This window comes from Shimia sp. R11_0 (genome assembly GCF_017744035.1).
Classification (GTDB): domain Bacteria; phylum Pseudomonadota; class Alphaproteobacteria; order Rhodobacterales; family Rhodobacteraceae; genus Shimia; species Shimia marina.
In genome coordinates, this window is sequence record NZ_JAGHQY010000006.1 from 91,535 (window position 1) to 117,956 (window position 26,422).

Genomic DNA, 26,422 nt, shown 5'->3' on the forward strand with positions numbered 1-26,422 from the left:
GGCTTGTCTCTGCCCCCAAAGAATAGTGAAACGCAGGCCTCAGGCCCCCACCAGGCTGTGACCAGCCTCTTTCAGACGCGCTGCAAGTTCGGCGATATGGGCAGGGCCAACCTCACAGCAGCCGCCAACAAAACTTGCCCCATCCGCAACCCATTGCATTGCAAAATCAGCGTAATTTCTGGGTGTGACATCGGTGCGTGCCCGCAGCCCATCAACGGTGCCGCCAATATCCAACGCATCAATACCCTCAAACCCGTTTGCATAGGCTCCGGTCGGGCGGCCCGTTGACTGAAGCATCGGGAAACAGCGGGACACAATTTCTGGTTTGGAACAATTCAATCCGATACCTGCAACCTCAAAATCTGCAAGCGCTTCAAGCGCAGCGGAGAGAGGCTCCCCAGAACGCAGCTCTGCGCTGTTGTCATCCTTCAACGTGACAAACACCCAAGTTGGCTTGCCCGTTTCAATGCCTGCCTGAGCTGCGGCTGTGACTTCTGCCACACTGGAGAGTGTCTCACACAGGATCACATCACAGGCCGCAGCCTGCGCCTGCGCAATCTCCTGATAGGCTGACAACAGATCCGCATGGCTACGCGACATGTCCGGGCGATAAGAGCCGTGCAGCGGCGGCAGGCAGGCGGCCAGCTTGACGCCCTCTTCACCCACCTCATCCCGCGCAGCATTAGCAAGATCAATCGCCCGCTGCTGGAGGGGTTGAAACATGTCTCCGACACCTTCTCGCGCAAGCCGCTCTGGCGTGGCGGAATAGGTATTGAGGGTGATCAGACGCGCGCCAGCCAGAATAAAATCCGCATGCACTGCCTGCACAATTTCAGGCTCCTCCATCATCACTTTGGCGGACCAAAGCGGATGCGCAGGCATGGACGACCGGGCCAGCAATTCCTGCCCCGATCCACCGTCTTTCAAGATAATCTTCGTCATGCGCGCAGACGTTCGTTGGCTGGATCCCAGAGAGGCTGATCCTCTTGCACCACGGCGCGGTATTTCTCGCCGTAGATCTCAACCTCAAGCTCCGTGCCGGGTTTCGCGAGATCCGCCTGCACCATGCCCAGCGCGATAGAAGCATTCACCCGATGCCCCCAGCCGCCAGATGTGGTTTCGCCCACGATCTGATCGCCGTGCCAGATGCAAGACATGTAAGGCGCATCTGCCTCAGCTGCCTCTACAACCAAGGTAACAAAGGATTTTTTGACACCCTGCTGCAACTCGCTCTGGATCGCGGCCTTACCGGGGAACGCCTGCGGTTTGTCGAGTTTCACAAAGCGGCCAAGGCCACCTTCTAGCAAAGAGTAGTCCGTGGAGAGATCACCTTTCCACGCGCGGTAGCCTTTTTCCAGACGCAGGGAATTCAGCGCATACATGCCAAATGGCGTCGCGCCAGCGGCGATAATCGCGTCATAAATGGGTGGCATATCCGCATTCAGCGCGTGCACTTCCCAACCCAGTTCACCCGCAAAGGACACCCGGATCAGATGCGCCGGTTGCCCTGCGACGGTAGCACTCTGGTGGGTGAGCCAACCGCTCTCCAGATCCGCCTCTGTCAGGCCAGACAGGATCTCACGCGATTTCGGCCCTGTGACAATCAACGTGTCGCAGGTGGTGGTGACATCTTCAACGGTCACACCTGTTGGCATGACTTGCATCAGAATATCGCGATCATGCCATTGTGCGGTGGCCGCGGTGATCATCACAAATTCATCCTCACCCAAACGGATACAGGACATCTCTGTCAGGATGCGGCCCCGGTCATCAGACACATAAACAAGGTTCATTCTGCCAACTTTTGGAAGGCCACCTGTTACGAGACCGCGCAGCGCCTCTGCCGCGCCCGTGCCTTTGACCATGAAGCGAGAAAAGCCAGGCAAATCCAGCACACCACAGTGATCACGCACAGCTTCGCACTCTTCTTTGATGCGCTGCTCCCAAGGGCCGGAGCGCCCCCAGGTGTGGGTGGCCTCCAGCGAGGTGTCATCGCCGTCTTTGGCGAACCAGTTGGCGCGTTCCCAGCCGTTGTAGGCCCCCATAACACCGCCTTGTGCGACCACCCGGTCATGGACGGGGGAGAGCTTTTTGTCGCGCGCGGCGGGCCATTCGTGATGCGGAAAATGCATGGCGTATTCGTTGCCGTAGACTTCCATGCCTTTCTTCACGCAGTAATCATGATCAGTGTAATCAGTGTAGCGACGAGGATCGACGGCCCACATATCCCACTCGGTGTGGCCGTCCACAATCCATTCTGCGAGCACCTTGCCTGCGCCGCCGCCCTGGGCGATGCCGAAGGTGAACACACAGTTTTCAAAGGCATTTTCCACACCCGGCATCGGGCCGATCAGCGGCAAACCGTCTGGTGCATAGGGGATTGGGCCGTTGATCACGCGGCTGATGCCGGAGGTGGCCATCAGAGGCACCCGCTCCATGGCGTCGGTCACGATGTCCTCGATCCGGTCCAGATCGTCAGACCAGAGCTGGAAGGAGAAATCATCGGGCATCGGGTCGGCGTCTGTGTCCCAATGGGCCTTACAGTTGGGCTCATAAGGGCCGAGGTTGTAGCCGTGTTTCTCTTGGCGCAGGTAGTAGGAGATATCCACGTCGCGCAGCAGCGGCAGCTTCACACCACCGTTGGCTTTGGACCATTCTTCCACCTCTGGGATTTCTTCCGTCAGCAGATACTGGTGACTCATCACCATCATCGGCACGGAACGACCGCCATATGGCTTGAACCATTCGCCCACACGCTGGGCGTAGTAACCCGCTGCATTCACGACATAATCACAGGCGATGTCGCCTTTGTCCGTGTGTACAATCCAGCTTTTGTCTTCCAGCTGAGTCACGCCAGTGGCTGGGCAGAAGCGGATGATTTTCTGGCCCATGTCCCGTGCGCCTTTGGCCAAAGCCTGGGTGAGCTGGGCCGGGTCGATGTCGCCATCGGTGGGGTCATAGAGCACGCCCATGAGTTCATGGGTCTCTAGGAAAGGATAGCGCTCCTTGGCCTCCTCCGGGGTCCACATCTCCATGGGGATGCCCTGATAGCGGGCCATGGACATGGCGCGTTCAAACTCCTGAACGCGCTCCTTGGTGTGCGCCAGCCGGATTGAACCAGACTGGTGATAGTTCATCGGATAATCTACCTCTTCACCCAAACGGGCGTACAGCTCGGTGGAGTAGCGCTGCATATTCATGATTGCCCAAGAGTTTGAAAATGTGGGAACATTTCCGGCCGCGTGCCAAGTGGATCCTGCGGTCAACTCATTCTTTTCCAGCAGAACGCAGTCGGTCCAGCCCTTCTTGGCAAGGTGGTACAGGCTGGAGGCGCCAACAACACCGCCGCCGATAATGACCACGCGGGCCTTGGTTGGAAAGTCAGACATCAGCGTCTCCCTCAGTCGAGTACAAGTTTGGCTGCCAGTCCCCCAAAGAGTATAGCAGCGATTTTGTTGAGAATACCCGTGGCCTGTGCCAGCTTTGCGCCAACGACGCCGGCTGAAATGCCGATCACTGAAACCACCACAAATCCGCCGGAAGCAAACATCGCTCCCAATATGGCAATCTGCTGCCAAATCGGGCCGACCTCCGGGGTGGTGAATTGTGGCAAGAAGGCCAGGATAAACAGAATAATTTTGGGGTTGAGCATATTGGTGAGAAACCCCCGTCGAACCGCACGCAGCACGTCGGAACGCCCCTCAGCATTCTCTGACATCGGTTTGGCTGTCCAAGCTTGATAAGCAAGCACAGCAAGATAGGCTGCCCCTGCATATCGGATCACCATAAGCGCTGTGGGCGACGCGGCGACCAAAACAGCCAGCCCTGCAGCTGCCAAGGTTATGTGAACTACCAGTCCAAGCGTTACGCCCACAGTCGCCGCGAATCCTGCTTTAGGACCTCCGGAAATACCACTGGCGATCGTGAACATCATGTCCGCACCAGGCGTGAGGTACATCACCAATGATGCAGCCATAAAAGCCCAGAGCGTGACGCTGTCCATCTGAATAAAAGTCTCCAACATCATCAGTCCCTCTGCGGCAAACCGTCGGCGATAGCGTAATAATCACCTTTGTCCGCTACGAAGATGTGCTTTTCGATCATGAGGTCCGTAGGACCATCCAAAGCACCTAATGCAAAGCTCGTGGAGGACTCATCATGGGCTTTCCAAAAAAGGAATGAGCCACATGTGGCACATATCCCGCGCTTGGCCACTGGGCTGGCTTCAAACCAGTGAACAGCCCCTGAGATGTGAAGCGCATGATCGTCGACATAGGCAGAGGCCCATATTCCACCAGATTGCTTGCGGCATTGAGTGCAATGGCACATCGAAGCTCCTTGAGGTGCTGCCGACGTTTGAAATGTAATATCTCCGCAGAGACATGATCCTTCAAGCATGTCCATCTCCTCAATAAACCGGCGGGGCAATCACCCAGATTGCCACACAAGGTTCATCATAAGGGTTGGCCCAATAATGCGCCTCTCCGCGAATACGAAAGCTGTCACCTGGTCCTACAGAAAACGCCTGCTCTCCAATCCGCAGATCCAATCGCCCCGACACAATATAAGCGACCTCTTGTGTTGGTCGCGTGGTGATTTCTTGGATAGTTGCGCCGGGCGCGAAGGTAGAATGCACGACCTCAAAATCATCTGTGAGATCTGGAGACAGCAGCTCTTCAATCAATCCCCCTTCGCTCGCACCGATCTGGCGGCGGGCGCCTGCGCGCACGATGTACCCCTGCTCATCCTCCGGCGCCGCAGAATGCCCAAACAGCATCGACATGGGCACTTCCAACACTTTGGCGATCCGGCGCAGATCAGAAATCGTGGGCTCTGATTTGTCGCGTTCCACTTGGCTCAACCACCCGACAGAACGTTCCAGTGCTTCGGCCATATCTGTCAACGTCAACCCGCGCGCCTTACGCAAAGCGCGCAGATCCGCACCAAGCGTCTGAGGGTTCTGGGGCACGTCGTGCAGCATAAAGCGTGATTCCTGTCGTGAAATTTTTCTTTCTAATTTCACGCTGCCTCAAGTTCGTGAAATTTCAAAGGACTTTTTCACGCGATCTTCATTTTTGTTGCCGCTGCGTCAGCGGAAATTAACCATAAAACCCAACGTCGGTATCGCATCTGTATTGCGGCAATATCGCGTAGGTGCAGAATTTTGCTCCGCCAAAAGGTTACTCAAGCGGGCGTTGCGTGGATCTCACAGGACAAAATCCGCGCAAGCCCTCCGCGAGGAGGCGGGCATCTTCGGCCCACTGCGACCAGCAAAAAGCCAGAACACATTCCCGCCTGTGCGCTGAGTGGACCTGAGCCTAGGGCACCTCACAGGTGTAAAGCTGCACCTTCAGCCCGCCGTGCGCCACGGTGGCAAAGGGGGTTTCCAGCGGCAAGCCCGTGGCGCGGGCGAGCCCTGTGTCGGTCGTGACAATCCCCACGGTCCAGCCGGAGAAATGCTGCGAGAGCGCTTTGCCAAAACTTGCATAGAGCGCAAACAACCCCTTTTTGTCACCTATCCGCGCGCCGTACGGTGGATTGACCACCACGATGCCCGGTACGTCAGAAGGCGGGATGATCTCACCTGCGCTTTTCTGGCTGAAGCTGGCCCAATCCGCCACCCCTGCGCGGCTGGCGTTTTCACCTGCCATGCGAATCGCACCGGCGTCTTTGTCAGAACCATAATAAAGCGCGCTGGGAGCTGTTGCCTCCGCAGCGCGCAGCGCATCAAACGCGGCGGCATCAAAATTGGCGAACTGCTCAAACGCAAAGCTGCGCGAGCGCCCCGGCAAAAGCCCAGCGCCGATCTCGGCCGCTTCGATCACAAAGGTGCCGGAGCCACACATGGGATCATAAACCGGTTGACTGCCATCAAAACCAAGCTGGCGCAGGAACATGGCAGCCATGTTTTCGCGCATGGGGGCCTTGGCGACGGCGGATTTGTGGCCCCGCTTGTGCAGGCTTTCTCCCGAAGTGTCGAGCGACAGCGTCACCATGTTGTTGTCGATCCGCGCCTTCACCACCACATAGGCCTCTGCCGAAATGGGCGCACCGACAGCGGTGCTCAAACCACGTTCAATACGCTCTTTGGCGGCCCCAGCGTGGTAGATCTTGGATTTTTGGGTGGTCACATCCACCTTCAGCGGCACATCCGTGCGCAGATACCCCCGCCATGGCATATCGGCGATCAGACGTTCCAGTTGATCGAGATGCATGGCCTGAAAACTGTCGACCCGCGCCAACACACGCACCGCGCCCCGCAGGCTTAGGTTGGCACGCCAGACATCCTGCCAATTGCCGCGAAAGCGCACGCCGCCTGGCATCATCTTAGGCTTTTTGAAGCCCGCCTCTGTCATTTCAGCGGCCAGAGGCTTTTCCAGCCCCGGCGCGGTGACCACGAAGATCTCAAACTTTTTTGCGCTGTGTTCCATGTGGGCTGTTTAGACTGTCTGATCAACAGCGACGAGAGGCAATCGCACGCCAACAATGCCCGGGGCACACAACGCGCCCCGGATTGTGCATATGGGCACAACGCAGATCAGGGCAGAAGAAACTCTGCCGCCGCTGCCAGACGCAACAGGCGCTCTTCACTGCCCGCCTGCCCCAACATCATCAACCCACAGGACGGCACCCCGGTGGGCAGGGTGATCGCAGCGCTGCCCATGAGGTTGCCAATACGCGTGTTGCGCAAACCCAGAAGGTTTTCGGTGACGTAATACTCCTGATCCGTCATCAAACGCTCCAGATTGGGCGGCAGGATTGGGGTTGTGGGCATCAGCACCGCATCATAGCCCGCAATCCGAGCCTCCCAGGTTGCGCGCAGCGCGTGCAATTTGGTCCAGGCCTGTGTAAACTGCGGGCCCGTGACGCCTGCACCTGCGCGGAAACGCTCCAGAATCTGATCAAACATTTTGTCAGGCGCGGCCTCAATCGTGGCCTCCCATTCTCCATAAGCTTCGACCGTGTAAAGCGGCCCGGCGAGGTCCATTGCCTCCACCACCTCATCCGCGCGCAGAAACTCCAGCGTGGCCCCCGCATCCTGCAAACGGTGCAACGCACGCTCAAATGCCGCCATGGGCGCTTCACGCACCTGATCCAGCGCCATTGTTTCCAGCACCGCAAACCGCGCCCCCTTGAGAGACGCGCCGCGCAAATCCACCGGGCGCCCCCCTTCCAGAACCGCCAGAAACAGCGCCGCATCCTCCACCGTTCGGGTCAGCGGACCGACCGTATCAAAACTGCGGCACAGCGGCACCACACCTTTGGTGGAGATGCGCCCCGCGGTGGTTTTCAAACCTACAAGGTCATTCCACGCGGCTGGGATGCGCACGGACCCGCCGGTGTCAGAGCCAATCCCTGCGGCCGCAAGGCCGAAGGCCACCGAAGCGCCTGCGCCCGACGACGACCCGCCCGGCACGGCATCCGGGTCATTGACACAGGGCGGCGTGGCCGTGATCGGGTTTAGCCCCAACCCAGAAAACGCCAGCTCGCTCATGTGGGTCTTGCCCAGACAGACCAGCCCCAGCGCAGTTGCATTGGACAGCACCTCTGCATCCTGAGTGGGCACACGCCCCTTCAAAAGTTCTGAGCCCGCTTCAGTGGCCACATGCGCGCTGTCAAACAGGTCTTTCCAGCTGATTGGCACCCCATCCAACAACGACAGGCGCTGATCAGCTCGGGCACGCTCTGCTGCAGCCTGCGCCTCTGCAAGGGCACGCTCTTTGGTGACCGCCGAATAGATACGATCTTTGGCGTCGTGGCTCTCAATCGCCCCCAGATAGGCCTGCGTCAGCGCCACGGGATCAATTTCCCCACGCTCGATGCCCCGCCCCAGCGCCGCCGCGCTCATTTCCTGCCAATTCAGCATCTTGGTCTCCGCTTTTACTTTCGCCAGACGGTAGCGGCGCAATCGCGCATGGACAATCCCGAAGCACACCCCATATTGGCGCTATGACCTATGACACCGATATTCTGATTGCAGGCGGCGGGCTCAACGGGCCTGCTCTGGCCTTGGCACTGGCACATTCCGGCTTTTCCGTGACCGTGGTGGATGCCCGCCCCGCCCCTGCACGCGCCGCAGGCAACTTCGACGGGCGTGGCTATGCGCTTGCGCTGGCTTCCAAACGGCTGCTGGACAATATCGGCATCTGGGAGAGCGTGGCCGAACATGCCGAACCCATGCGGGAAATCAAAGTGTCCGATGGGCGCGTAGGCGAAGGGCCTGCGCCATTTTTCCTGCATTTTGATCATCGTGAGATCGAAGAAGGCCCGATGGGCTTCATGCTTGAAGATCGTTTTTTGTACCGTGCCTTTTTGTCTGCGATGGAAGACGCGCCCAATGTCACATTGATCTCAGGCACTGAAGTACGTGATCAGACCATCTATGGCGGCGGTGTCACAGCCACGCTCAGCACCGGTGACACCTGCCGCGCACGGCTTTTGGTGGGCTGTGACGGGCGCCAAAGTGGGGTGGCCAAACGGGCTGGTATTTCACGTACAGGCTGGGGTTATGGGCAAACTGCGCTGGTCTGCGCGATTGCACATGAACATCCCCACAATGGCATTGCCCATCAGTTTTTCATGCCTCCGGGTCCGCTGGCCATCCTACCGCTGCCCGGCAATATGTGTTCGATTGTCTGGTCAGAAAAAGACGATACAGCGGCAGCCATTCAGGCGCTTTCTGATGAGGATTACATGGCTGTGTTGCGCCCACGCTTCGGGGACTTCCTTGGCGAGATCCGCCTTGCAGGCAACCGCTTCACCTATCCGCTGAGCCTCTCGGTAGCCAATGATTTTGTCGCGGAGCGCGTGGCGCTGGTGGGGGATGCCGCCCATGGCATGCACCCAATTGCAGGTCAGGGGCTGAACGCCGGGCTGCGCGATGTTGCCGCCCTCACGCAGGTGCTACAGAATGCGCGGCAACGTGGCGAAGACATTGCCTCCCCTCTGGTGCTCGGGCGCTATCAAGAGTGGCGGCGCTTTGACACGGCCACGCTGGTGGCGGCGACAGACCTGACAAACAAGCTCTTTTCCAACGACAACCCTCTGCTGCGCGCCGCGCGCGATCTGGGCATGGGGCTGGTGGGCAGCATGCCGGCCCTGCGCCGGGGCTTCATGCGCGAAGCGGCTGGCCTCAACGGGGAATTGCCGCAGTTGATGAAATAGCGCTAGAGCACGCGCGCCGAAGCTTTAACAGCGCGCAGCTCCGCTTCATTTGACTGAAAATTTCCCAGCGTGAATTGGCCGACAGGCCAAGAGGGGCTGGCCCCTCCCCTTCGATTTCCGAACCAGAGGTCAGTCCAGACTGCGTGCCTCGTCAATCAGCATCACAGGGATCCCGGCGCGGATTGGAAAGGCCAGATTGGCCGCGCGTGAAATCAGCTCCTGCGCCGCGGCGTCATACTCCAAACGCCCGCGGGTCTGTGGACAAATCAGCGCTTCCAACATGCGCCGATCAAACACCGGGCCCGCTGCGCCCGTTTCTGGTGTGGCTTGCGTCATTGAATCAAATCCTCTCCTGTGCCGCCGCGCAGCGCAAATTCCAGCAATGTGATCAAGGTCTCCCGGCGTGTGCTGAGCGACGGGGCCTCCAGCAGGGCTTGCTTGTCTTCGGCGGTAAAGTCCAGCAGCATCGACAGAGAATTGATCAACAGCTCATCATCCGCTTCTTTCAGCGTCTCCCAATCGGTGGAGAGTTCCAGCTGTTCAAAGTAGCGGCGCAGCAGATCCATAAATGCCGGGCGCTGGAAGGCGCTGTCTTTTTCTCCGCGCCCCAGATCCCGGTCAAACCCGTCCCAGCTCACATGACAGCGCCGGTAGGGGGTAAACCCCTCCACTTCGCTCAGGATGCGAAAGCGCGACACGCCGGACAAGGTGATCAGATAGCGGTTGTCATCGGTTTCAGAAAACTGCGTGATCCGCCCCGCGCAGCCAATCATATGCAGCCCCGGCCCCTCGCGGCCGGGCACCTCATTGGGCGCCACCATGCCAATCAATCGCTCCGGTGTCTTGAGCGCATCATCCAGCATCGCCAGATAGCGCGGCTCAAAAATATGCAGAGGCAGGCGCGCACGGGGCAGCAAGAGCGCCCCGGGCAAAGGAAACACCGAAAGGGTCTCCGGCAAGTCAGCAGCTTTGATCATGGCCACCAGCCTACTCTGCTTTCCATGTCGGGCAAAGCCAGATCAGGCCCCAATCAGGCAAAGATCATCGAGCTGAGCTTGCGCCGCCCATTGAGCACCACCGGATCATTGGGCTTGAGGGCCTCAAAGATGGTGAAGAGCTGGGTTTTGGCCGCGCCCTCGTTCCATTCGCGATCGCGACGGAACAGCTCCAACAGCTCATTGACCGCCTCTTCAAGCTGATCCGCCCCATGCAGGGCCTGCGCCAGATCAAGACGCGCCTGATGATTGTCAGGGTCTGCCTCAACGGCGGCGCGCAGCTCCGCCACCGGCCCGGCGTTTTCGGCCTGACGCGCCAGTTCAATCTGCGCGCGCACGGCCTCAATCTCTGCCGCTGCCGAAATCGCCTCCGGCACGCCATTGATCACCGCTTCAGCCTGATCCACCTGCGCCAGTGCCAGATAAGAGCGTGCCAGCCCACCAAAGGCTTCGGCATTCTCTGGATCCTGCTCTGCGATGGCGGCAAAAGTCTCAACAGCGGAGGCCGCATCCCCTTCCGCCAGCATCTCTTCCGCAGCAATCAGCGCATCGGCGAGCCCACCATCGGGCATGACACCGCCCCCGGCTTCCACCACACGGGCCACAAAAGCCTCGATTTCACTTGGCGGCAGCGCGCCCTGGAAGCCATCCACTGGCTGCCCCTGCCAGAAGGCATAGACCGTCGGGATGGATTGCACACGCATCTGGCCGGCAATCATCTGGTTTTCATCAACATTGACCTTGGCCATTTTCACGGCACCGCCAGCGGCGGTCACTGCCGCCTCAAGCGCCGGGCCCAGAGTTTTGCAGGGGCCACACCAGGGGGCCCAGAAATCCACAATCACCGGCACAGTCATGGAAGCATCCACAACATCGGCCATGAAAGTGGCTTCTGACACGTCTTTGATCACATCATCTGCTGTCGGCGCAGAGGTGGCGCCTTGGCCAAGAATATCCATCATTTTGGTCTCCGTCTGGACGTTGCCCTCTATATGGCGGGGCCGGGCTCAGAAACCAAGGGGTATCGCACAGCGCCTGCGTGATCCGCCACCGCGCCGCGCATCGCGCGGCGCCGGGCCCAACCGCAAAGCCGCATCTTTGATGGGGTCTTTGGGGACGGGAGCCTTTGTTTTTGCTCAGAGATCGAAACTGGCAAAAACAGGGGCGTGATCTGACGGCTTCTCCCAGCCCCGCGCCGCGCGCAACACCCGGCTGGAATGGCCCGCATTGGAAATATCTGCGGTGGCCCAGATATGATCCAGCCGGCGCCCTTTGTCCGCCGCGTCCCAATCGCGGGCGCGATAAGACCACCAGCTGTAGAGATTGCCTTCGGGAATGTCCTGACGGGTGATATCCACCCAGTTGCCTGCATCCTGCGTTTCGGCCAGTTTTTCCACTTCAATCGGTGTGTGGCTCACCACTTTCAGAAGTTTCTTGTGATCCCAGACGTCATCTTCGCGTGGCGCAATGTTGAGATCCCCCACCATGATGGATTTCGTGAGCGCCTCGCGGCGGAAGAAATCCCGCATATCAGCCAGATAGTCGAGTTTCTGACCGAATTTTTCGTTTTTCTCACGATCCGGCACATCCCCCCCGGCGGGCACATAGAAATTGTGAATGGTCACGCCATTTTCCAATCTGCCTGCGATATGGCGGGCATGGCCGAGATCGGCAAAATCTTCACTGCCCGCTTCGACCATCGGTATTTTGGAGAAAATCGCGACACCGTTGTAGCCCTTCTGACCGCGCGCCACCATGTGGGTATAGCCAAGCGCAGCAAACCCCTCGGTTGGGATTTTATCCACAGGGCTTTTACATTCCTGCAGGCACAGTACATCGGGGGCTTCTTCCTGCATGAGCTGTTGCACAATCGGCTCACGCAAACGCACGGAGTTGATATTCCAGGTGGCGAGGGTGAAGGACATGAGATGCTCCCGATTTGGCCCAAAGTGGTCTGGGGGCGACCCTACCTTTGGGCTCCGCCCCTGCCAATGCGAAAACCCGCGATTTGGCCAAAGAGGCAGCTTGAGCAGCAACGCCAGAACTGAGGCGGTCATGAAAGGGCATGAAAAAAGGCCCGAGCCGAAGCCCGGGCCAGTCCAACAGGGAGGTTCATGTCATAACCCGGACATGCACGGGAACACTTAGATCTTTGCAAATGGTGTGTGTCTGAAAGACTTTCAATCACACAGCCTTATCACATTTCTTATCCACAATCTGTTTCAGAAGTGTTTCTGCGACAGATCGGCGAAATCATGCCACCAGCCGATAGCCGCCACTTTCGGTGATCAGCAGGCGCGCATTGGAAGGATCAGGCTCAATTTTCTGCCGCAGACGGTAGATATGCGTCTCCAGCGTATGGGTGGTGACGCCCGCGTTGTACCCCCAGACCTCGTGGAGCAGCACATCGCGCGCCACAACACCTTCGGTGGCGCGATAGAGGAACTTCAGAATGTTGGTTTCTTTCTCCGTCAGGCGGATCTTGCGGTCATCTTCCGTGGTCAGAAGTTTCATCGAGGGTTTGAACGTATATGGCCCAAGCTGGAACACTGCGTCCTCAGACTGCTCATGCTGGCGCAGCTGCGCACGAATCCGCGCAAGCAGCACCGGGAACTTAAACGGCTTGGTCACATAGTCATTTGCGCCCGAATCAAGGCCCAGAATGGTGTCCGCGTCGCTGTCATGACCGGTCAGCATCAGGATCGGGCTCTTCACCCCCTGTTTGCGCATCAATCGGCACAGCTCGCGGCCATCCGTGTCTGGCAGGCCCACATCAAGGATGATGATGTCGTAGAGCCCCTCTTTGACCCGTGCCATGGCCTCAGAGCCGTTACCCGCCTCAAAGACGTCGAAGTCTTCGGTCATGACCAATTGTTCAGACAAAGCCTCACGCAGGTCTTCGTCGTCATCTACCAGCAAGATTTTCTTCAATTGTGCCATTCGTCCTCTCCGCGTCTTGGTTGCTTGTCACCCATTTGAGGTGGTCTCGCGTCTGCGACAAGATTTGCTGCAAAAGTCTCACGCCCTCGTGTTTCAGCATGGTCAAATGTTTCATATTGCTGCAATCGAGGCTACATGTGAGCAGCCCAATGGTTGAGGATCGACTAAAATCTCATGAGTTTTGCGCCAGATATCCTGGAACGTCTTGCCCGCGCCCGTGCCGATCTGCGCATGGGGGTGCCAATTGTGCTGACCGCAGAGGGTATGGCACCGCTGTTGGTGCTGGCCGTGGAGACCCTCACTCAGAGCCGGTTGAGCGCGCTGCGCAAGCAACAGGACACGCCGATTCTGGTGATCACCGGGCGGCGGGCGGAAACGCTGAAGGCGCGGGCCTATGATGGCGATGTCGCTCGTGTACGCCTGCCCCAAGACGCTGGGCTGCGCTGGATCCATGGCATTGCCGCCCCCGAGGACGATCTGCGCAATCCGATGAAAGGTCCCCTGTCCACGGAACGTGATGGCGATGCCCGCCTGCACCGTATGGCCACGCAGATTGTGAAATCTGCGCAACTGCTGCCCGCTGCGCTCATAGCCACCCCCACGGACGCAGCGGCATTTGCGCTGGAGCATGGGTTGACTGTTATTCCCGCAGAGCTGGCTGCGCCGCATCTGAGCGCCACAAGCCCGCTGCATTCCGTGGTGCATGCCCGCCTGCCCATGGCGGCAGCGGATGCTGGTCGCCTGCATATCTTCCGCCCCGAAGATGGCGGCGCGGAACATTACGCGATCGAAATCGGCCGCCCGTCGCGCGATGTGCCGGTGCTGACACGTCTGCATTCCGCCTGTTTCACCGGGGATGTGCTGGGCAGCCTGAAATGTGACTGCGGCCCGCAGCTACACGCGGCTTTGGGGCAGATGGGTACAGAGGGCGAAGGCATCCTGCTCTATCTCAATCAGGAAGGGCGGGGCATCGGACTGGCCAATAAAATGCGCGCCTATGCGCTTCAGGATCAGGGCTTTGACACGGTGGAGGCCAATCACCGGCTGGGCTTTGAGGATGATGAGCGGGATTTCCGCATCGGTGCCAAGATCCTTCAGGAAATGGGATTCTCGCAGGTGCGCCTGCTAACAAATAATCCCCGCAAGATTGACATGATGGAAAACGCAGGGATTTCTGTGTCTGAACGGGTTGCCCTGAAAGTTGGGGAAAACGCCCACAATCAGGCCTATCTGGCAACCAAGGCCCGCAAATCCGGCCATATGCTATGAGTGCGGCAACGCCTTTTGATCTTGTGCTGACACCGCGGGGCCTGCGCTTTGGGGGGCGCTGCCTGCCCTGCAGTATCGGCAAGGGCGGCCTCATCCATGACAAACACGAAGGGGATGGCGCTACACCTTATGGGGTGCATCACATCGTTGGCACGCTTTATCGCGCAGACCGCATGGCACAGCCTGCGCCATGGGCCGTGCCTATCGGCAAAGATGATCTATGGTCTGATGACAGTGCAGATGCAGACTATAATCAATGGGTCAAAGCGCCCTATGCGCCCAGCCATGAAAAGCTGCGCCGCGCGGATCCGCTTTATGATCTGATTCTGCTGACCGACTGGAATTGGCCAAAGGCACAGGCCGGCGCCGGATCTGCCATTTTTCTGCATCAATGGCGTCGACGCGGCTACCCGACAGAGGGCTGCATCGCTTTTGCACGGCAAGACCTGCTTTGGCTCGCCGCACGTGCCACTCCGGGCACACGGCTGATTGTCAGGTAGGCTTTTCAGACAGCTGCTATAGCGTTTTGGGCTTAAATTGAGACACGAATACTCTGCCATGCCTACGGCATTCTCGGGACATTCGTGTCACGTGATGTCTCAGGTAAAACCCGAAACGCTTTAGCTGGCGCGCGCGCCAAAGATGGCGGAGCCGACGCGCACATGGGTCGCGCCCAAAGCCACGGCACGCTCATAATCGCCACTCATTCCCATGGAGAGACCTTCCAGCCCATTACGTGCGGCGATTTTGGCCAGCAATGCAAAATGCAGGCTGGGCTCTTCATCAACAGGGGGAATGCACATCAGCCCCACAATTGGCAGATCAAGCGCGCGGCACTCCGCCACAAAAGCATCGGCGTCTGTAGGCAAGATGCCGGATTTCTGCTCTTCTTCGCCGGTGTTCACTTGCACAAAGAGATCGGGGCAATGGCCCTCTTCCTGTGCCAGACGGGCCAGTGTTTTGGCAAGCTTTGGGCGATCCAGCGAATGAATGGCGTCAAACAGGCCCATGGCTTGCCGGGCTTTGTTAGTTTGGAGTGGTCCTAGGAGGTGGACCTTGGCCTCTGGATAGCGCGCGCGAAACGCAGGCCATTTACCCGCAGCTTCCTGTACCTGATTCTCCCCAAAAAGCAGATGTCCCTGCTCCAAAACCTCCAGAACACGATCATCTGGTTGGCGCTTGCTGACGGCGATCAACTGCGTGGCCCCGGCAGGGCGGCCTGCGGCGGCTTCAGCTTTGGCGATGCGGCTTTGAATCTCGGAGAGCGACATGTGCAGACCTTCTTTTGGAACTGCCCCGCAGAAACCATGGATTTGCACAAAAAGAAAGGGGCAGGCTTTTGCAAGCCCGCCCCAAAAGACATGATGTCTTTCAACTATTAGAAGCTGAAGGATACACCCAAGTCAGCAACAGTGTTGCCTGCGTTGTTGGAGCCAACACCGGCACCCAGAGTCACGCCGCCACCCAGAGAGTGGTTTACACCAAGACCATAGGAAGTGTCGTTATCAGCGTCACCACCGGTGGACACAACGGCAACCAGAGTGGTCGCTGCGGAGATTGCATAGGTGCCGGAAGCACCGAACAGCAGGTCGTCCTGAGCGTCGTTGTCACCAATGATCGCGCTGTAGCCGAAGTCACCGAAGGAACCGCCAGCACCGATCACCCACTGATCGTTGTCGTCTGCGCTACCGTAGGTCGCACCGATTTTGTGGGCGCCGAGGTTGTAGCTTGCACCGATCTGGTAGTTGTCGCCGGCTGCATCGACAGCGCCGCCGTCAATCTGATCGTTTTCTTCAGTGTAAGATGCGCTTACCGCGAAATCACCTGCAGTGTAGAGCACTTTAACAGTGTTGGCGTCTTCGTCATCAGCACCGGCGAAGCCGTTAGCAATGAAGCCTTCATTGTTGCTGTTCTGCTCCAGGAAACCGGTGAAACCGATGCCTGTGCCACCCCAGCTGAAGTGATCGCCGGAGTCCAGAACGTCGGATACGGAACCTACGTCAACACGCAGACCGCCAGTGGATACTGCGAAGCCAACGCCGCCTGGGCCTTTACCGGAGGAACCGTTCACGGTGGTGGTATCGTCTTCGTCATCTGTGAAGCCTTCGTTGGCTTCAAGACGGATACGTGCTTCGAACTTAACACCTGCGTCGGTTTCTGCGATGCCGGTGAAATTGATACGGATACGCTGTTCCAGACGTGTCTCTTGGTCGTTACCTTCGTCGTATACAACACCAAAACGCGCGGAGCCGGAAGTTGCCAGTTCAGCTGCTGCGATGGAGGAGGTTGCCACCAGTGCAGTTGTCGCGATGAGAATCTTTTTCATGATTTTTCCCTCGGATTTCCAATTCATGCGCCCAATCCGGAGAATCCGAAATTGGGTATGCCGTAGTCTCTCGCTCTTTTGGGGGTGTTTTGGCAAGCGCAGCGAAAAGCTTTAAGAGAAAGTGACCCGGACGTGGTGCAGACATGCCACAGTTTGATTTCGGCGGCAGATTACTGCCGATCCGCTGGGCACAAAGCGCCTTTTATTGCAACGGAGGCAGCGTTCACCTTTCATCACGCAGCTTTGCAAGGGCCTTGCTCAACAGGCCCGGCTTGGCTAGGACGGTTACAAACCACGTCTTGAGGCAGTTTTTATGGAACTTGTACGTCGCCCTGTCATGCTGGCCGCTCTCTTGGCTGCGCTCACGCTAACAGCCTGCAGTAACCGGGATAAAAATCCGACCGGATTGCTGCTGGACGGACGCACAACGGAATACAGTCAGGAAAGAGAGACGATCTGGGATGCGTTCGGCCCTGACAATTCCGATGAGACCGTGCGAGTGAACAAATATCTTTGGGCCGCATCTCTTGAAGTTCTCGACTTCCTACCTGTTCAGACCGTGGATCCGTTCAGCGGGGTGATTTCAACTGGATATGGCACACCGCCGGGCGGTGGCCGATCTTATCGCGCAACGATTTACATCCGTGACACGGCACTGGACGCGCGCTCTTTGAATGTGGCGCTGCAATCAAATGGCGGACGCGCCGTCCCGGAGGGCACAGCCCGTGCTGTGGAAGACGCCATTATGACACGCGCGCGTCAATTGCGGATTGAAGACCGCAAATTCTGATCTAAACAGGTTTTGACTTTGCTTAAGCCGCGCCAGAAATGTCGCGGCTTTTCTTTTGCGCTGTCTCTGCATGCTGGCGAAAGTGGACCTAACTGCGCAGGGCCCCCGGTGCAATGTCAAACAGCCGGTCAATCCATTCGAGTTGTTTGGGCAGGCAGACGGTTTCCAGATCATAATGCGTGATCGCAAAATTACGGGAGGCGGTGGCCATGTCTTCACGCATCTTTGGCGACTCAAGCACGGTGCAGATTTCCTCCACCATGCGCGCGCCATCAAAGAAGGGAAACAGACGGCCGGTCTCGCCATGCGTGATCACCTCTTTTACAGGGGCGGTATCGCTGGCGATGATCGGCGCGCCAATGGCCATGGCTTCAAGCAGGGACCAGCTGAGCACGAAGGGATAGGTCAGATAGACATGAGCGCGACTGATCTGCAGCATTGAGAGGAACTGATCATACGGCACTTTGCCGAGGAAATGCACACGCTCCCAGTTGGGGGTCGGGATTTTGCCGCGCACTTCGTCGATGTATATCTGTTTCCAGGTTTTGCCCTGTGGCGGCGGCGCGCCATAGCTCACGTCATCGCCGCCGACCATGAGCACACGTGCATTGGGCCGCGCCTTTAACAAATCCGGCAGCGCGCGCATGAACACATGATAGCCGCGATAGGGCTCCAGATTGCGATTCACAAATGTGATGACTTCATCCTCACGTGTAAGAATCGTACCGTCAGGCAGTGTCAGGTTGGCGTCTGCATTGGGCGCGACCTGCGCGGTATCGATACCATCGTGAATCACGCTGATGATGTCTTGATAATCATCGGGAAACGTCTCCGCCTGAAAGCGGGTCGGGCTGATCGCCAGATCCGCGCTCTGCCGGTGCATCATATTGTTGATGTTCTTCAGGCGCAGCCGGATGGATTCGGTATCTGCGTTGGGCTTGGGAAACTCCGGATCAAAACCGGTATCCGTGTCATTGAGCGTGTAATAAAGTTCCGCATAAAGGCCGATGCGCGCCGTTGGCCAGAGATCGCGCAGGAACATCGACTCACCCCAGCCCGGATGCGCGACAATCACATCTGGCGTGTAGTCTTCTTGATCACGTAGCTGGCGCGCCGCCGCATAACAGGATTCGGCCCGCAGCATCTTGGTCTCAAAATCCACCAGCCAAGGATGCAGCCCCTGCGCCGGCTTGCGCTTGATCGCATAGGGGTAGAGCTTCACTCCCTTCCAGTCACCAGCCTCTTTGACGCGCAGCGTGATGGAGCGCACATCATGGCCACGCGCGACCAAAGCGGGGGCAAGATGTTTGAACTGACCGGGGAAATTCTGGTGTATGAATAGGATCTTCACGCCAATGCACCTGTAAAAACTGCTCTTTTGATCTGTATAGCGCAGAAATTGGCCGTGTTAAGCCAGTGCATAGGTCAAATTGAGACGCTTCTCACTGGACCACAGGGGCCTGTCGGCCTATCACCTTGCGCAAACTGCGCCACGCATTGGGTGGCCGAGACCAGCAACAAAAAGGTGCCAGAGCATGTCGCGCTATAGCCCCGCAGAGATTGAAGCCCGCTGGCAGGATGCCTGGGCCAAGACCGAAACCTTCAAGGCCGTTCGGGACACCAGCAAGCCCAAGTACTATGTGCTTGAGATGTTCCCCTACCCGTCGGGCAAGCTGCATATGGGGCATGTGCGCAACTACACCATGGGGGATGTGATCGCACGCTACAAAATCTCCACCGGGCACAATGTGTTGCACCCGATGGGATTTGACGCCTTTGGCATGCCTGCAGAAAACGCGGCGATGGCGAGTGGTGGCCACCCCAAGGACTGGACCTATGCCAACATCGACACGATGGTCGAGCAGATGAAGCCACTGGGCCTGTCGCTGGATTGGTCGCGCATGTTTGCCACCTGTGATGAGGATTATTACGGCCAGCAACAGGCGCTGTTCTTGGATTTCCTTGAGAAAGGTCTCGTCTACCGTAAGAACGCTGTGGTGAACTGGGATCCGGTCGACATGACCGTTCTGGCCAATGAACAGGTTGAAAACGGCCGTGGCTGGCGCTCTGGTGCGCTGGTGGAGCGGCGTGAGCTGACCCAGTGGTTCTTCAAGATTTCGGACTATTCCGATGAGCTGCTGACCGCGCTGGACGATCTGGAGAACTGGCCTGCGAAAGTGCGCCTGATGCAGGAAAACTGGATCGGCAAGTCACGCGGTCTGGAATTTGGTTTTGAGCGTGTGGATGGCGGCGAGGCGATCACCGTATACACCACCCGCCCCGACACGCTGATGGGCGCGTCTTTTGTTGGCATTTCCCCGGATCACCCGATTGCCAAAGAGCTGGAAGCCTCAAACCCCGAGGTTGCAGCCTTTGTGGCGGAGTGCCGTAAGGGCGGCACTACCGAAGAAGCGATTGAAACCGGCGAAAAGCTTGGCTTTGACACTGGTATCAAGGTGAAACATCCGCTTAACCCGGAGTGGGAGCTGCCGGTCTGGATCGCGAACTTCATTCTGATGGATTACGGCACCGGCGCGATTTTTGCCTGCCCGGCGCATGACCAGCGTGATCTGGATTTCTGCCGCAAGTACGACCTGCCAGTCACGGATACCTTCTTTGCGATTGGCAATGAGGTGCCGGTGGAAAACACCGCCTTTGTGCCCGGCAAAGAGGAAAAGGTGAAATGGGTGAACCATTTTGCCGGTCTGGATGAGGCCACCGGCCAAGAAGCCATCGACGTGACCATCGACTTTGCCGAAAAGGCGGGCTGGGGCAAAGGCGTGACCAACTTCCGTCTGCGTGACTGGGGCCTGTCCCGTCAGCGCTATTGGGGTTGCCCGATCCCGGTTGTGCATTGCGAAAGCTGTGGCGTGGTGCCGGAGAAGAAAGAGAACCTGCCAATTGCCCTGCCTTATGATGAGGACGGCAAGGCAATTGATTTCTCTGTGCCCGGCAACCCACTGGACCGTCACCCAAGCTGGCGCGACTGTGCTTGCCCGAATTGCGGAGCACCTGCGCAGCGGGAAACAGACACCATGGACACCTTTGTGGACAGTTCGTGGTATTTTGCACGCTTCACCGCACCTCAGGCGGAGACGCCGACCTCCATGGAGGATGCGGCCTATTGGATGAACGTCGATCAGTATATCGGCGGCATTGAGCACGCGATTCTGCACCTGCTCTATTCCCGCTTCTTTGCGCGTGCGATGCACATCTGTGGCCATCTGCCAGAAAGCGCCAAAGAGCCGTTTGATGCCCTGTTCACCCAAGGCATGGTGACCCACGCGATCTATAAGAACGCCGAGCGCACCGATGACAATGGCCGCACGATCTACCACTACCCTGCGGAAGTGGAAGAGCGCGACGGTGGCACATTTGTGAAAGAGACCGGCGAAGCGGTGGAGGTGATCCCCTCCGCCAAGATGTCGAAATCCAAAAACAACGTGGTGGATCCGGTGGATATCATCACGTCCTTTGGCGCCGACACAGCGCGTTGGTTTGTGCTGTCAGACAGCCCACCCGAGCGCGATGTAGAATGGACAGCGTCGGGCGCGGAAGCGGCTTATAAGCACCTGAGCCGCGTGCACCGTATTGCGAGCGAAGTGGCAGAGATGCCTGCGGGCGCGGGCAAGGATGATGAGACCCTGCTGCGCGAGATGCACAAGGCAATCCGTGATGTGACATTGGGTGTGGAAAGCTTTGGCTTTAACGCCTCCATCGCAAAACTCTATGCTTTCACCAACACATTGGCGAAATCCAAAGCCGGTGGCGATGCCAAACGTGAAGCCACCAAAGCGCTGGCACAGTTGATGTCCCCAATGACACCACACCTCGCAGAAGACATCTGGCAGATGCTGGGCGGCGAGGGCATGATTGTGGACGCCGCCTGGCCGCAAGCGGATGAGGCGATGCTGGTTGAGGCCAATGTGACCCTGCCGATCCAGATCAACGGCAAACGGCGTGGCGAAATCACCGTGGCCAAAGACCTCGCGAAAGAAGAGGTTGAAAAACTGGCGCTGGCCCACGAAGCTGTGGAGCGTGCGCTGGATGGGGCCCAGCCCAAGAAACTGATTGTTGTCCCCGGTCGGATCGTGAATGTCGTCGTATAACCGCCGCTTGTTTCTCTTGTCTGCTGCGGCCCTCGGGGTTCCCCTGAGTGGCTGCGGCTTTGAGCCTGTCTATGGCCCCACTGGCGCGGCCAGCGGCCTGCTCAACAAGGTTTTGGTCGATGAACCCAAGGCCCGCGAGAGCTTTCTTCTGGTGCGTGAACTCGAAGATCGTCTAGGACGGCCCACAGCGGGCGCAGACTACGGCCTCTCGCTGGCTCTGCAGCTGAACGAGCGCAGCATTGGGCGAACGGTTGCGCAGGTGACCAACCGCTTTGATGTGATCGGCTCGGCGACCTATGCGCTGCGCGATCTTGACACCAAAGAGGTGCGCAGTTCCGGCAAAGTCTCCAGCTTCACCAGCTATTCCGCCAGTGGCAGCACTGTGTCTGAGCTGGCAGCCCAACAGGACGCCTATGAGCGGCTGATGGTGATTCTGGCAGATCGCATCGTGGCTGAGCTGCAGGCGGCAGAGGTCGCCCAGGCGTCATGAAACTGAGCGCGCGAGACGCCAATCGCTACTTTGGCCATCCGGAAGCAGATCGCACTGGCATGTTGATCTATGGGCCAGATGCCATGCGGGTGGCCCTTAAACGTCAGGAGCTGATTGCGGCCCTGATCGGGCCACAGGGCGAAGAGGAAATGCGCCTGACCCGTATTCCCGGCGCTGAGCTGCGCAAAGACAAAGCCCGACTGCACGATGCAATCAAAGAGGTGAGTTTCTTTCCCGGACCGCGTGTCGCCTTTGTGGAAGACGCCAATGACACGGCCGCCCCTGCGGTGCTCGCCGCGCTGGAGGATTGGGCTCCCGGAGATGCGCAGATTGTGGTCACCGCCGGACAGCTCAAGGCCAGTTCCAAGATTCGCAAAGTCTTTGAAACCCACAACAATGCCTATGCCGTGGGGATCTACAATGATCCGCCCAGCCGCGAAGAGATTGAGGCGGATCTGAAGGCCGCCGGTCTGAAAGAGATTGAGCATGAGGCCATGACCGACCTTGCCAATCTGGCGCGCGAACTGGATCCGGGCGATTTCCGTCAAACCTGTGAAAAGCTGGCACTCTACAAATTCAAAGATGATCTGCCGGTGACCTCTGGGGATGTGACCGCCTGTGCGCCGGCCTCCACCGAGGCGGCGCTGGATGATGTGCTCAATATTGTAGCAGAAGGGCGCGCGCAGGAGCTGGGACCAGTCTTGCGCAAACTTGAGGCACAGGGGGTCAACCCGGTGCTGCTCCTGATCTCGGCGACCCGCCATTTCCGCGCGCTTTATGCGGCGGCGGCGGATCCCGGCGGGGCCTCTGCCGGGATTGCACGCATGCGCCCGCCGATCTTTGGCCCAAGACGTGACCGGATGGTGCGGCAGGCCTCTGGCTGGGGGGCGGCCAAACTGGAACAAGCCCTGAGCGGGCTAACGGATACCGATCTGCAACTACGCTCTGCCGGGCAGCGCGCGCCGGAAATGGCGCTGGTGGAGCGGTTGTTTCTGCGTCTGGCCATGCTGGCGCGACGCGGCGGCTAGCCCCTCAGGCTCAGCTTCGCTGAGCCGGGCCCAAGGGTCTGTGTGGCAGCTTGCTGCGCTACAGAAGCGCGGGAGCCCTTGGTGGGAGTCCTGCGACGGCGCGTCATGACCTGCACGGATCTGTTGTTTATCGTTTCAACTGCAGGCAGGCTTGGCCAAAGCCTCCTTACCCCCGCATCAAAGAGCGCATCATGTATGAAATCATCGGAAACCCCAGCACCCGCGCGTTTCGCGTGTTATGGGCCTTAGAAGAACTGGGACAGCCCTACAAACTGCACGCGGACATGCCGCAATCCGAAAAAGCGCGTGCGCTAAATCCCACCGGCAAAGTGCCGATTCTGCTGGAGGGGAAACAGACGATCACCGATAGCGTTGCGATCATGACCTATCTGGCGGACAAACACGGTGCGCTCAGCTTTGCCCCCGGCACGTTGGAGCGCGCAGAACAGGACAGTTTCACCCAGCAAATACTGGATGAGGTCGAAGCCCCACTCTGGAGCGCAAATCGCCATACATTTGTGCTACCGCAAGAGCTGCGCGTCCCGGCGCTGAAAGACACGCTGATCTGGGAGTATAATCGCGGCATTCACAACGTCATGTCCCGGCGCAAGGGTCCCTATCTGATGGGAGAGCGGTTCACCCTTCCTGATATCCTCTTGACCCATTGTGCCGCCTGGGCGCGGTTTATCAGCTTTGACAGCGACAACACGGAGCTGGTGCCCTACATCAAGATCACCCGCGCCAGAGAGGCTTTTCAACGTCTTGCGCCCAAGAAGGGCTGACCTATCTGCCTCTCAAGACCCGCGATGATCTGAGAGCCACTGGGCTGCATGCTGACCTGCCCAGCGTCCGGTGGCCAGACATCCGGTCAGCAGATAGCCCCCTGTGGGTGCTTCCCAATCCAGCATTTCGCCAGCGGCAAACACCCCCGGCTGGCCGCGCAGCATCAGCCCCGGAGTCATCGCCGCAAAAGGGATGCCCCCCGCGGTGCTGATCGCTTCGTCCATGGGGCGTGGCCCCAGATGTGTCACAGGCAAGGCCTTCAGCAGGGGGGCAATATCCTCTGGCAGCGGGGCTGCGAACTCCATAAGAAGCGCCTGTTTCTGCGGGCTCAGCTTCAAGGTTTTGCGCAAAAAATTGGCGCGGCTCATTTTGCCACGTGGGCGCGCAAGACGGCGACGCAGCTCTTCCAAAGGCACATCCGGCAGCAGATCCAGCTTCAACCCATGACCTTCGCGCATGGCACGGGAGACCGCATAAATACCGCCGCCCTCCAGCCCTCTCTCAGAGACAACAAATTCCGCCCGCACGGTCTGATCGCCAGCGTTCAGAGTGACATTCTTGATCGGGGTGCCAAAGTGGCGCGTCATATGGGGAGACCAATCCACAACAAACCCCATATTGGCCGGTTGAAACGGCACCACGGGTGCGTCTAGCCAATCCGCCCAGGCACCATCAGATCCAAGACGCGCCCAGCTTGCGCCGCCACAGGCCAAGACGCAGACCTTGGGCGCAAGGTTTTGCCGCCCCTCTGGCGTCTCAAAGTCAAAAGCTCCGCCTGTCCAGCGCCAGCGCGTTTGGATCTCCACTCCCTGAGCGGACAGGCGCTGCAGCCAGACCCGTAACAGCGGGGACGCCTTCATGACTTTGGGAAAGACACGCCCGGAAGATCCGGTGAAGACATCCTGCCCAAGGTCTTGCGCCCAAGCGATGGCCTCTTGCGGGCCAAAGGCTTCCAGCATTGGGCGCAACATCGGACCGGCGGTGCCATATTGGCTCAGGAAGGGCTCAAAGGGCTCGTTCTTTGTCAGGTTCAGGCCGGATTTTCCGGCCATCAGAAATTTGCGTGCTACCGAAGGTTTCGCCTCCGCCACCACCACACTGTGCCCAAGGGCAGATAGCACCTCTGCCGCCATCAGCCCCGCAGGGCCGGCGCCTATGATCAATGCATCGCTCATGTGACGGGCAGCGGGGTTTTAAGCTCCACAACACGCTGCGGGTAGGGAATGGTGATGCCTTCGGCTTTCAACGCGTTCCAGATCAGGAAAAGCACATCAGACGTGAATTTATTTTTGCCATCATCAATGCCTTCGACCCAGAATTCCACGGCAAACTCCACGCCGCTGTCGCCAAAGCCACGCAATTCGCAATCAGGCGGAAACGGGGTGGTGAGCACGCCCGGATGTTTGGACACGGCGGCCTCGATGATATCGGGGACTTTGTTGATATCGGTGTCGTAGCTGACAGAAAAGGGGGCCTCATAGCGGTTCGCTGAGCCGCTGTCGGAATAGTTGACGACGCGGGTTGTGATGAAATCCTCATTGGGCACCACAATCCAGCGGCCATCATAGGTTTCCAGAATCGTGGCGCGCGCAGTCATCTTGATGATGGTGCCCGCCTCGCCTCCGTCCAGCTCCACGTAGTCACCCACAGTGGCCTGCCCTTCCAAAAGCAGGATCACACCTGAGATGAAGTTGGAGGCAATTTTTTGCAGGCCAAAGCCGAGCCCCACACCAATCACACCGGTCAGCACCGCCAGAGAGGTGAGCGAGATGCCCATGATGTTCATCACCAGCAGGAAGGCGATGCCAAAAATGCCTATCTCAAGCGTTTTGGCGACCAACTCACGCATGGCGGGGCGCATGTCTTCCTGTTTCTTGATGAACTGGCTGGACTGATCATTGGACCAGCGCCCAAGCCAGAAAATCGCCCCGGCCACCAATACAAAGCGGATCGCAAAGAGCACCGAAAACGACAGGTTGCCCAATGGCACAACGGTGGCATCCAGATAGCCCATCACCGCTTCGAGCAGACCAAAGGCATAGAGCGCGGCCACAGGCACGAGGATATAGCGCCCAAGCACCTTCATGATGGGATCAGAAAGGATCTCTTTCACCAGAATGCGCACCGCAAGGAACAAGAACAGGCGCTTGCCAAAGGCGATCACGGCCCCGGACCCGAAAATAGAGCGCGTGACGCTTTCGCCAACACCGGTAAACACATAGGCCAGCAGCGGCAGCAGCAGTGGCAGAAACAGCGCCACAAAACGGCGCATTCGGGCGACATAACTGTCCTGTGCCGCAGGCGGTGTCAGCAGCCGATCCAGAAGCGGGCGCAATTTACGACTGGTATAGACGGCAGCAAAATACGCGATGATCAGCAGAGCAAACTGTGACCACGCCGCCGGGCTGAGCAGCCAGCCAGCAGCAAGACCCCATAGGCGTTCGCCCTGCACCAGTGCATCATCCAGAAATGTGTTGGGGTCCATGGTGCCGTCCGCTTGCAGTCTTGATGTGGTGTCGTATCCTCT

Annotated in this window: 25 protein-coding genes; 8 read left to right on the forward strand and 17 right to left on the reverse strand. The window is 58.5% G+C overall.

Annotation, left to right across the window (positions count from 1 at the left end):
- Positions 1 to 39: 39 nt before the first annotated feature.
- The 7 genes from J7382_RS13780 to J7382_RS13810 form a co-directional block, all read right to left on the reverse strand.
- Positions 40 to 942, reverse strand: coding sequence for a homocysteine S-methyltransferase family protein (locus J7382_RS13780; RefSeq protein WP_209069620.1), 903 nt, complete (start codon positions 940 to 942; stop codon positions 40 to 42).
- Complete coding sequence (locus J7382_RS13785; protein ID WP_209069621.1) at positions 939 to 3,389, reverse strand: FAD-dependent oxidoreductase; 2,451 nt, start codon at positions 3,387 to 3,389, stop codon at positions 939 to 941. The genes J7382_RS13780 and J7382_RS13785 overlap by 4 nt, the downstream gene beginning before the upstream one ends.
- A gap of 11 nt (positions 3,390 to 3,400) precedes the next feature.
- Positions 3,401 to 4,024, reverse strand: a complete 624-nt coding sequence (locus J7382_RS13790) for a LysE family translocator (RefSeq protein ID WP_209069622.1) — start codon at positions 4,022 to 4,024, stop codon at positions 3,401 to 3,403.
- A 2-nt stretch (positions 4,025 to 4,026) separates the two neighbouring features.
- A complete protein-coding gene (locus J7382_RS13795; protein ID WP_209069623.1) occupies positions 4,027 to 4,398 on the reverse strand; it encodes a GFA family protein in 372 nt (123 codons plus the stop codon).
- Between the two features lie 10 nt (positions 4,399 to 4,408).
- Complete coding sequence (locus J7382_RS13800) at positions 4,409 to 4,981, reverse strand: helix-turn-helix domain-containing protein (protein WP_209069624.1); 573 nt, start codon at positions 4,979 to 4,981, stop codon at positions 4,409 to 4,411.
- Between the two features lie 337 nt (positions 4,982 to 5,318).
- Complete coding sequence (locus J7382_RS13805) at positions 5,319 to 6,431, reverse strand: class I SAM-dependent RNA methyltransferase (protein ID WP_209069625.1); 1,113 nt, start codon at positions 6,429 to 6,431, stop codon at positions 5,319 to 5,321.
- Between the two features lie 107 nt (positions 6,432 to 6,538).
- Positions 6,539 to 7,867: an amidase gene (locus J7382_RS13810; RefSeq protein WP_209069626.1), complete on the reverse strand. Its 1,329-nt coding sequence runs from the start codon at positions 7,865 to 7,867 to the stop codon at positions 6,539 to 6,541.
- An 83-nt stretch (positions 7,868 to 7,950) separates the two neighbouring features.
- Here J7382_RS13810 and J7382_RS13815 point away from each other — a divergent pair, with 83 nt between their 5' ends.
- Positions 7,951 to 9,165 carry a UbiH/UbiF/VisC/COQ6 family ubiquinone biosynthesis hydroxylase gene (locus J7382_RS13815; protein ID WP_209069627.1) on the forward strand — a complete coding sequence of 405 codons (1,215 nt, stop codon included), beginning with the start codon at positions 7,951 to 7,953 and terminating at the stop codon, positions 9,163 to 9,165.
- Positions 9,166 to 9,294: 129 nt separating this feature from the next.
- On the opposite strand, the gene J7382_RS13820 is transcribed toward J7382_RS13815, so the two are convergent.
- The 5 genes from J7382_RS13820 to J7382_RS13840 form a co-directional block, all read right to left on the reverse strand.
- Positions 9,295 to 9,501 carry a Trm112 family protein gene (locus J7382_RS13820; RefSeq protein WP_058238421.1) on the reverse strand — a complete coding sequence of 69 codons (207 nt, stop codon included), beginning with the start codon at positions 9,499 to 9,501 and terminating at the stop codon, positions 9,295 to 9,297.
- Entirely contained in the window at positions 9,498 to 10,142 is a 645-nt protein-coding gene (locus J7382_RS13825; RefSeq protein ID WP_209069628.1) for an LON peptidase substrate-binding domain-containing protein, read from the reverse strand. Before J7382_RS13825 ends, J7382_RS13820 begins: the two co-directional genes overlap by 4 nt.
- A 53-nt stretch (positions 10,143 to 10,195) precedes the next feature.
- Positions 10,196 to 11,122: a co-chaperone YbbN gene (locus J7382_RS13830; RefSeq protein WP_209069629.1), complete on the reverse strand. Its 927-nt coding sequence runs from the start codon at positions 11,120 to 11,122 to the stop codon at positions 10,196 to 10,198.
- A gap of 174 nt (positions 11,123 to 11,296) precedes the next feature.
- Entirely contained in the window at positions 11,297 to 12,085 is a 789-nt protein-coding gene (locus J7382_RS13835; protein ID WP_209069630.1) for an exodeoxyribonuclease III, read from the reverse strand.
- A gap of 328 nt (positions 12,086 to 12,413) precedes the next feature.
- Positions 12,414 to 13,100, reverse strand: coding sequence for a response regulator transcription factor (locus tag J7382_RS13840; RefSeq protein WP_058238425.1), 687 nt, complete (start codon positions 13,098 to 13,100; stop codon positions 12,414 to 12,416).
- 174 nt (positions 13,101 to 13,274) lie between these two features.
- Between J7382_RS13840 and ribA the strand changes: the two genes are divergently transcribed.
- Both ribA and J7382_RS13850 read left to right on the forward strand, forming a co-directional pair.
- Positions 13,275 to 14,369: a GTP cyclohydrolase II gene (ribA, locus tag J7382_RS13845; RefSeq protein ID WP_209069631.1), complete on the forward strand. Its 1,095-nt coding sequence runs from the start codon at positions 13,275 to 13,277 to the stop codon at positions 14,367 to 14,369.
- Complete coding sequence (locus J7382_RS13850; protein ID WP_209069632.1) at positions 14,366 to 14,869, forward strand: L,D-transpeptidase family protein; 504 nt, start codon at positions 14,366 to 14,368, stop codon at positions 14,867 to 14,869. Before ribA ends, J7382_RS13850 begins: the two co-directional genes overlap by 4 nt.
- 120 nt (positions 14,870 to 14,989) lie before the next feature.
- Here J7382_RS13850 and J7382_RS13855 read toward each other — a convergent pair whose 3' ends face one another.
- A complete protein-coding gene (locus J7382_RS13855; protein WP_209069633.1) occupies positions 14,990 to 15,640 on the reverse strand; it encodes a YggS family pyridoxal phosphate-dependent enzyme in 651 nt (216 codons plus the stop codon).
- A 107-nt stretch (positions 15,641 to 15,747) separates the two neighbouring features.
- Complete coding sequence (locus J7382_RS13860) at positions 15,748 to 16,722, reverse strand: porin (RefSeq protein ID WP_348540031.1); 975 nt, start codon at positions 16,720 to 16,722, stop codon at positions 15,748 to 15,750.
- 310 nt (positions 16,723 to 17,032) lie between these two features.
- Between J7382_RS13860 and J7382_RS13865 the strand changes: the two genes are divergently transcribed.
- Positions 17,033 to 17,485: a DUF3576 domain-containing protein gene (locus tag J7382_RS13865; RefSeq protein ID WP_247745024.1), complete on the forward strand. Its 453-nt coding sequence runs from the start codon at positions 17,033 to 17,035 to the stop codon at positions 17,483 to 17,485.
- An 88-nt stretch (positions 17,486 to 17,573) separates the two neighbouring features.
- Here J7382_RS13865 and J7382_RS13870 read toward each other — a convergent pair whose 3' ends face one another.
- A complete protein-coding gene (locus J7382_RS13870; RefSeq protein ID WP_209069635.1) occupies positions 17,574 to 18,836 on the reverse strand; it encodes a glycosyltransferase family 4 protein in 1,263 nt (420 codons plus the stop codon).
- A 184-nt stretch (positions 18,837 to 19,020) separates the two neighbouring features.
- Here J7382_RS13870 and leuS point away from each other — a divergent pair, with 184 nt between their 5' ends.
- The 4 genes from leuS to J7382_RS13890 all read left to right on the forward strand — a co-directional run bounded on the left by leuS (position 19,021) and on the right by J7382_RS13890 (position 23,894).
- Positions 19,021 to 21,594 carry a leucine--tRNA ligase gene (gene leuS, locus J7382_RS13875; RefSeq protein ID WP_209069636.1) on the forward strand — a complete coding sequence of 858 codons (2,574 nt, stop codon included), beginning with the start codon at positions 19,021 to 19,023 and terminating at the stop codon, positions 21,592 to 21,594.
- Entirely contained in the window at positions 21,581 to 22,084 is a 504-nt protein-coding gene (gene lptE, locus J7382_RS13880; protein WP_209069637.1) for an LPS assembly lipoprotein LptE, read from the forward strand. Before leuS ends, lptE begins: the two co-directional genes overlap by 14 nt.
- Complete coding sequence (gene holA / locus J7382_RS13885) at positions 22,081 to 23,112, forward strand: DNA polymerase III subunit delta (RefSeq protein ID WP_209069638.1); 1,032 nt, start codon at positions 22,081 to 22,083, stop codon at positions 23,110 to 23,112. Before lptE ends, holA begins: the two co-directional genes overlap by 4 nt.
- A 191-nt stretch (positions 23,113 to 23,303) precedes the next feature.
- Positions 23,304 to 23,894, forward strand: a complete 591-nt coding sequence (locus tag J7382_RS13890; RefSeq protein ID WP_209069639.1) for a glutathione S-transferase — start codon at positions 23,304 to 23,306, stop codon at positions 23,892 to 23,894.
- 12 nt (positions 23,895 to 23,906) lie between these two features.
- Here the strand turns inward: J7382_RS13890 and J7382_RS13895 are convergent, their stop codons facing one another.
- Both J7382_RS13895 and J7382_RS13900 read right to left on the reverse strand, forming a co-directional pair.
- Positions 23,907 to 25,070 carry a TIGR03862 family flavoprotein gene (locus J7382_RS13895; protein WP_209069640.1) on the reverse strand — a complete coding sequence of 388 codons (1,164 nt, stop codon included), beginning with the start codon at positions 25,068 to 25,070 and terminating at the stop codon, positions 23,907 to 23,909.
- Complete coding sequence (locus tag J7382_RS13900; RefSeq protein ID WP_209069641.1) at positions 25,067 to 26,380, reverse strand: mechanosensitive ion channel domain-containing protein; 1,314 nt, start codon at positions 26,378 to 26,380, stop codon at positions 25,067 to 25,069. Before J7382_RS13900 ends, J7382_RS13895 begins: the two co-directional genes overlap by 4 nt.
- Positions 26,381 to 26,422 lie beyond the last annotated feature (42 nt).

Excerpts from the sequence above, each read along its gene's own strand:
- J7382_RS13830 (WP_209069629.1), bottom strand. The coding sequence starts at position 11,122 with ATGATGGATATTCTTGGCCAAGGCGCCACCTCTGCGCCGACAGCAGAT.
- J7382_RS13860 (WP_348540031.1), bottom strand. The coding sequence starts at position 16,722 with ATGAATTGGAAATCCGAGGGAAAAATCATGAAAAAGATTCTCATCGCG.
- ribA (WP_209069631.1), top strand. The coding sequence starts at position 13,275 with ATGAGTTTTGCGCCAGATATCCTGGAACGTCTTGCCCGCGCCCGTGCC.
- J7382_RS13850 (WP_209069632.1), top strand. The coding sequence starts at position 14,366 with ATGAGTGCGGCAACGCCTTTTGATCTTGTGCTGACACCGCGGGGCCTG.
- J7382_RS13840 (WP_058238425.1), bottom strand. The coding sequence starts at position 13,100 with ATGGCACAATTGAAGAAAATCTTGCTGGTAGATGACGACGAAGACCTG.
- holA (WP_209069638.1), top strand. The coding sequence starts at position 22,081 with ATGAAACTGAGCGCGCGAGACGCCAATCGCTACTTTGGCCATCCGGAA.
- J7382_RS13785 (WP_209069621.1), bottom strand. The coding sequence starts at position 3,389 with ATGTCTGACTTTCCAACCAAGGCCCGCGTGGTCATTATCGGCGGCGGT.
- J7382_RS13865 (WP_247745024.1), top strand. The coding sequence starts at position 17,033 with ATGCTGGCCGCTCTCTTGGCTGCGCTCACGCTAACAGCCTGCAGTAAC.
- J7382_RS13895 (WP_209069640.1), bottom strand. The coding sequence starts at position 25,070 with ATGAGCGATGCATTGATCATAGGCGCCGGCCCTGCGGGGCTGATGGCG.
- J7382_RS13810 (WP_209069626.1), bottom strand. The coding sequence starts at position 7,867 with ATGCTGAATTGGCAGGAAATGAGCGCGGCGGCGCTGGGGCGGGGCATC.
- J7382_RS13800 (WP_209069624.1), bottom strand. The coding sequence starts at position 4,981 with ATGCTGCACGACGTGCCCCAGAACCCTCAGACGCTTGGTGCGGATCTG.
- J7382_RS13855 (WP_209069633.1), bottom strand. The coding sequence starts at position 15,640 with ATGTCGCTCTCCGAGATTCAAAGCCGCATCGCCAAAGCTGAAGCCGCC.
- J7382_RS13795 (WP_209069623.1), bottom strand. The coding sequence starts at position 4,398 with ATGCTTGAAGGATCATGTCTCTGCGGAGATATTACATTTCAAACGTCG.
- J7382_RS13825 (WP_209069628.1), bottom strand. The coding sequence starts at position 10,142 with ATGATCAAAGCTGCTGACTTGCCGGAGACCCTTTCGGTGTTTCCTTTG.
- J7382_RS13900 (WP_209069641.1), bottom strand. The coding sequence starts at position 26,380 with ATGGACCCCAACACATTTCTGGATGATGCACTGGTGCAGGGCGAACGC.
- J7382_RS13820 (WP_058238421.1), bottom strand. The coding sequence starts at position 9,501 with ATGACGCAAGCCACACCAGAAACGGGCGCAGCGGGCCCGGTGTTTGAT.
- J7382_RS13835 (WP_209069630.1), bottom strand. The coding sequence starts at position 12,085 with ATGTCCTTCACCCTCGCCACCTGGAATATCAACTCCGTGCGTTTGCGT.
- leuS (WP_209069636.1), top strand. The coding sequence starts at position 19,021 with ATGTCGCGCTATAGCCCCGCAGAGATTGAAGCCCGCTGGCAGGATGCC.
- lptE (WP_209069637.1), top strand. The coding sequence starts at position 21,581 with ATGTCGTCGTATAACCGCCGCTTGTTTCTCTTGTCTGCTGCGGCCCTC.
- J7382_RS13805 (WP_209069625.1), bottom strand. The coding sequence starts at position 6,431 with ATGGAACACAGCGCAAAAAAGTTTGAGATCTTCGTGGTCACCGCGCCG.
- J7382_RS13890 (WP_209069639.1), top strand. The coding sequence starts at position 23,304 with ATGTATGAAATCATCGGAAACCCCAGCACCCGCGCGTTTCGCGTGTTA.
- J7382_RS13790 (WP_209069622.1), bottom strand. The coding sequence starts at position 4,024 with ATGTTGGAGACTTTTATTCAGATGGACAGCGTCACGCTCTGGGCTTTT.
- J7382_RS13780 (WP_209069620.1), bottom strand. The coding sequence starts at position 942 with ATGACGAAGATTATCTTGAAAGACGGTGGATCGGGGCAGGAATTGCTG.
- J7382_RS13815 (WP_209069627.1), top strand. The coding sequence starts at position 7,951 with ATGACCTATGACACCGATATTCTGATTGCAGGCGGCGGGCTCAACGGG.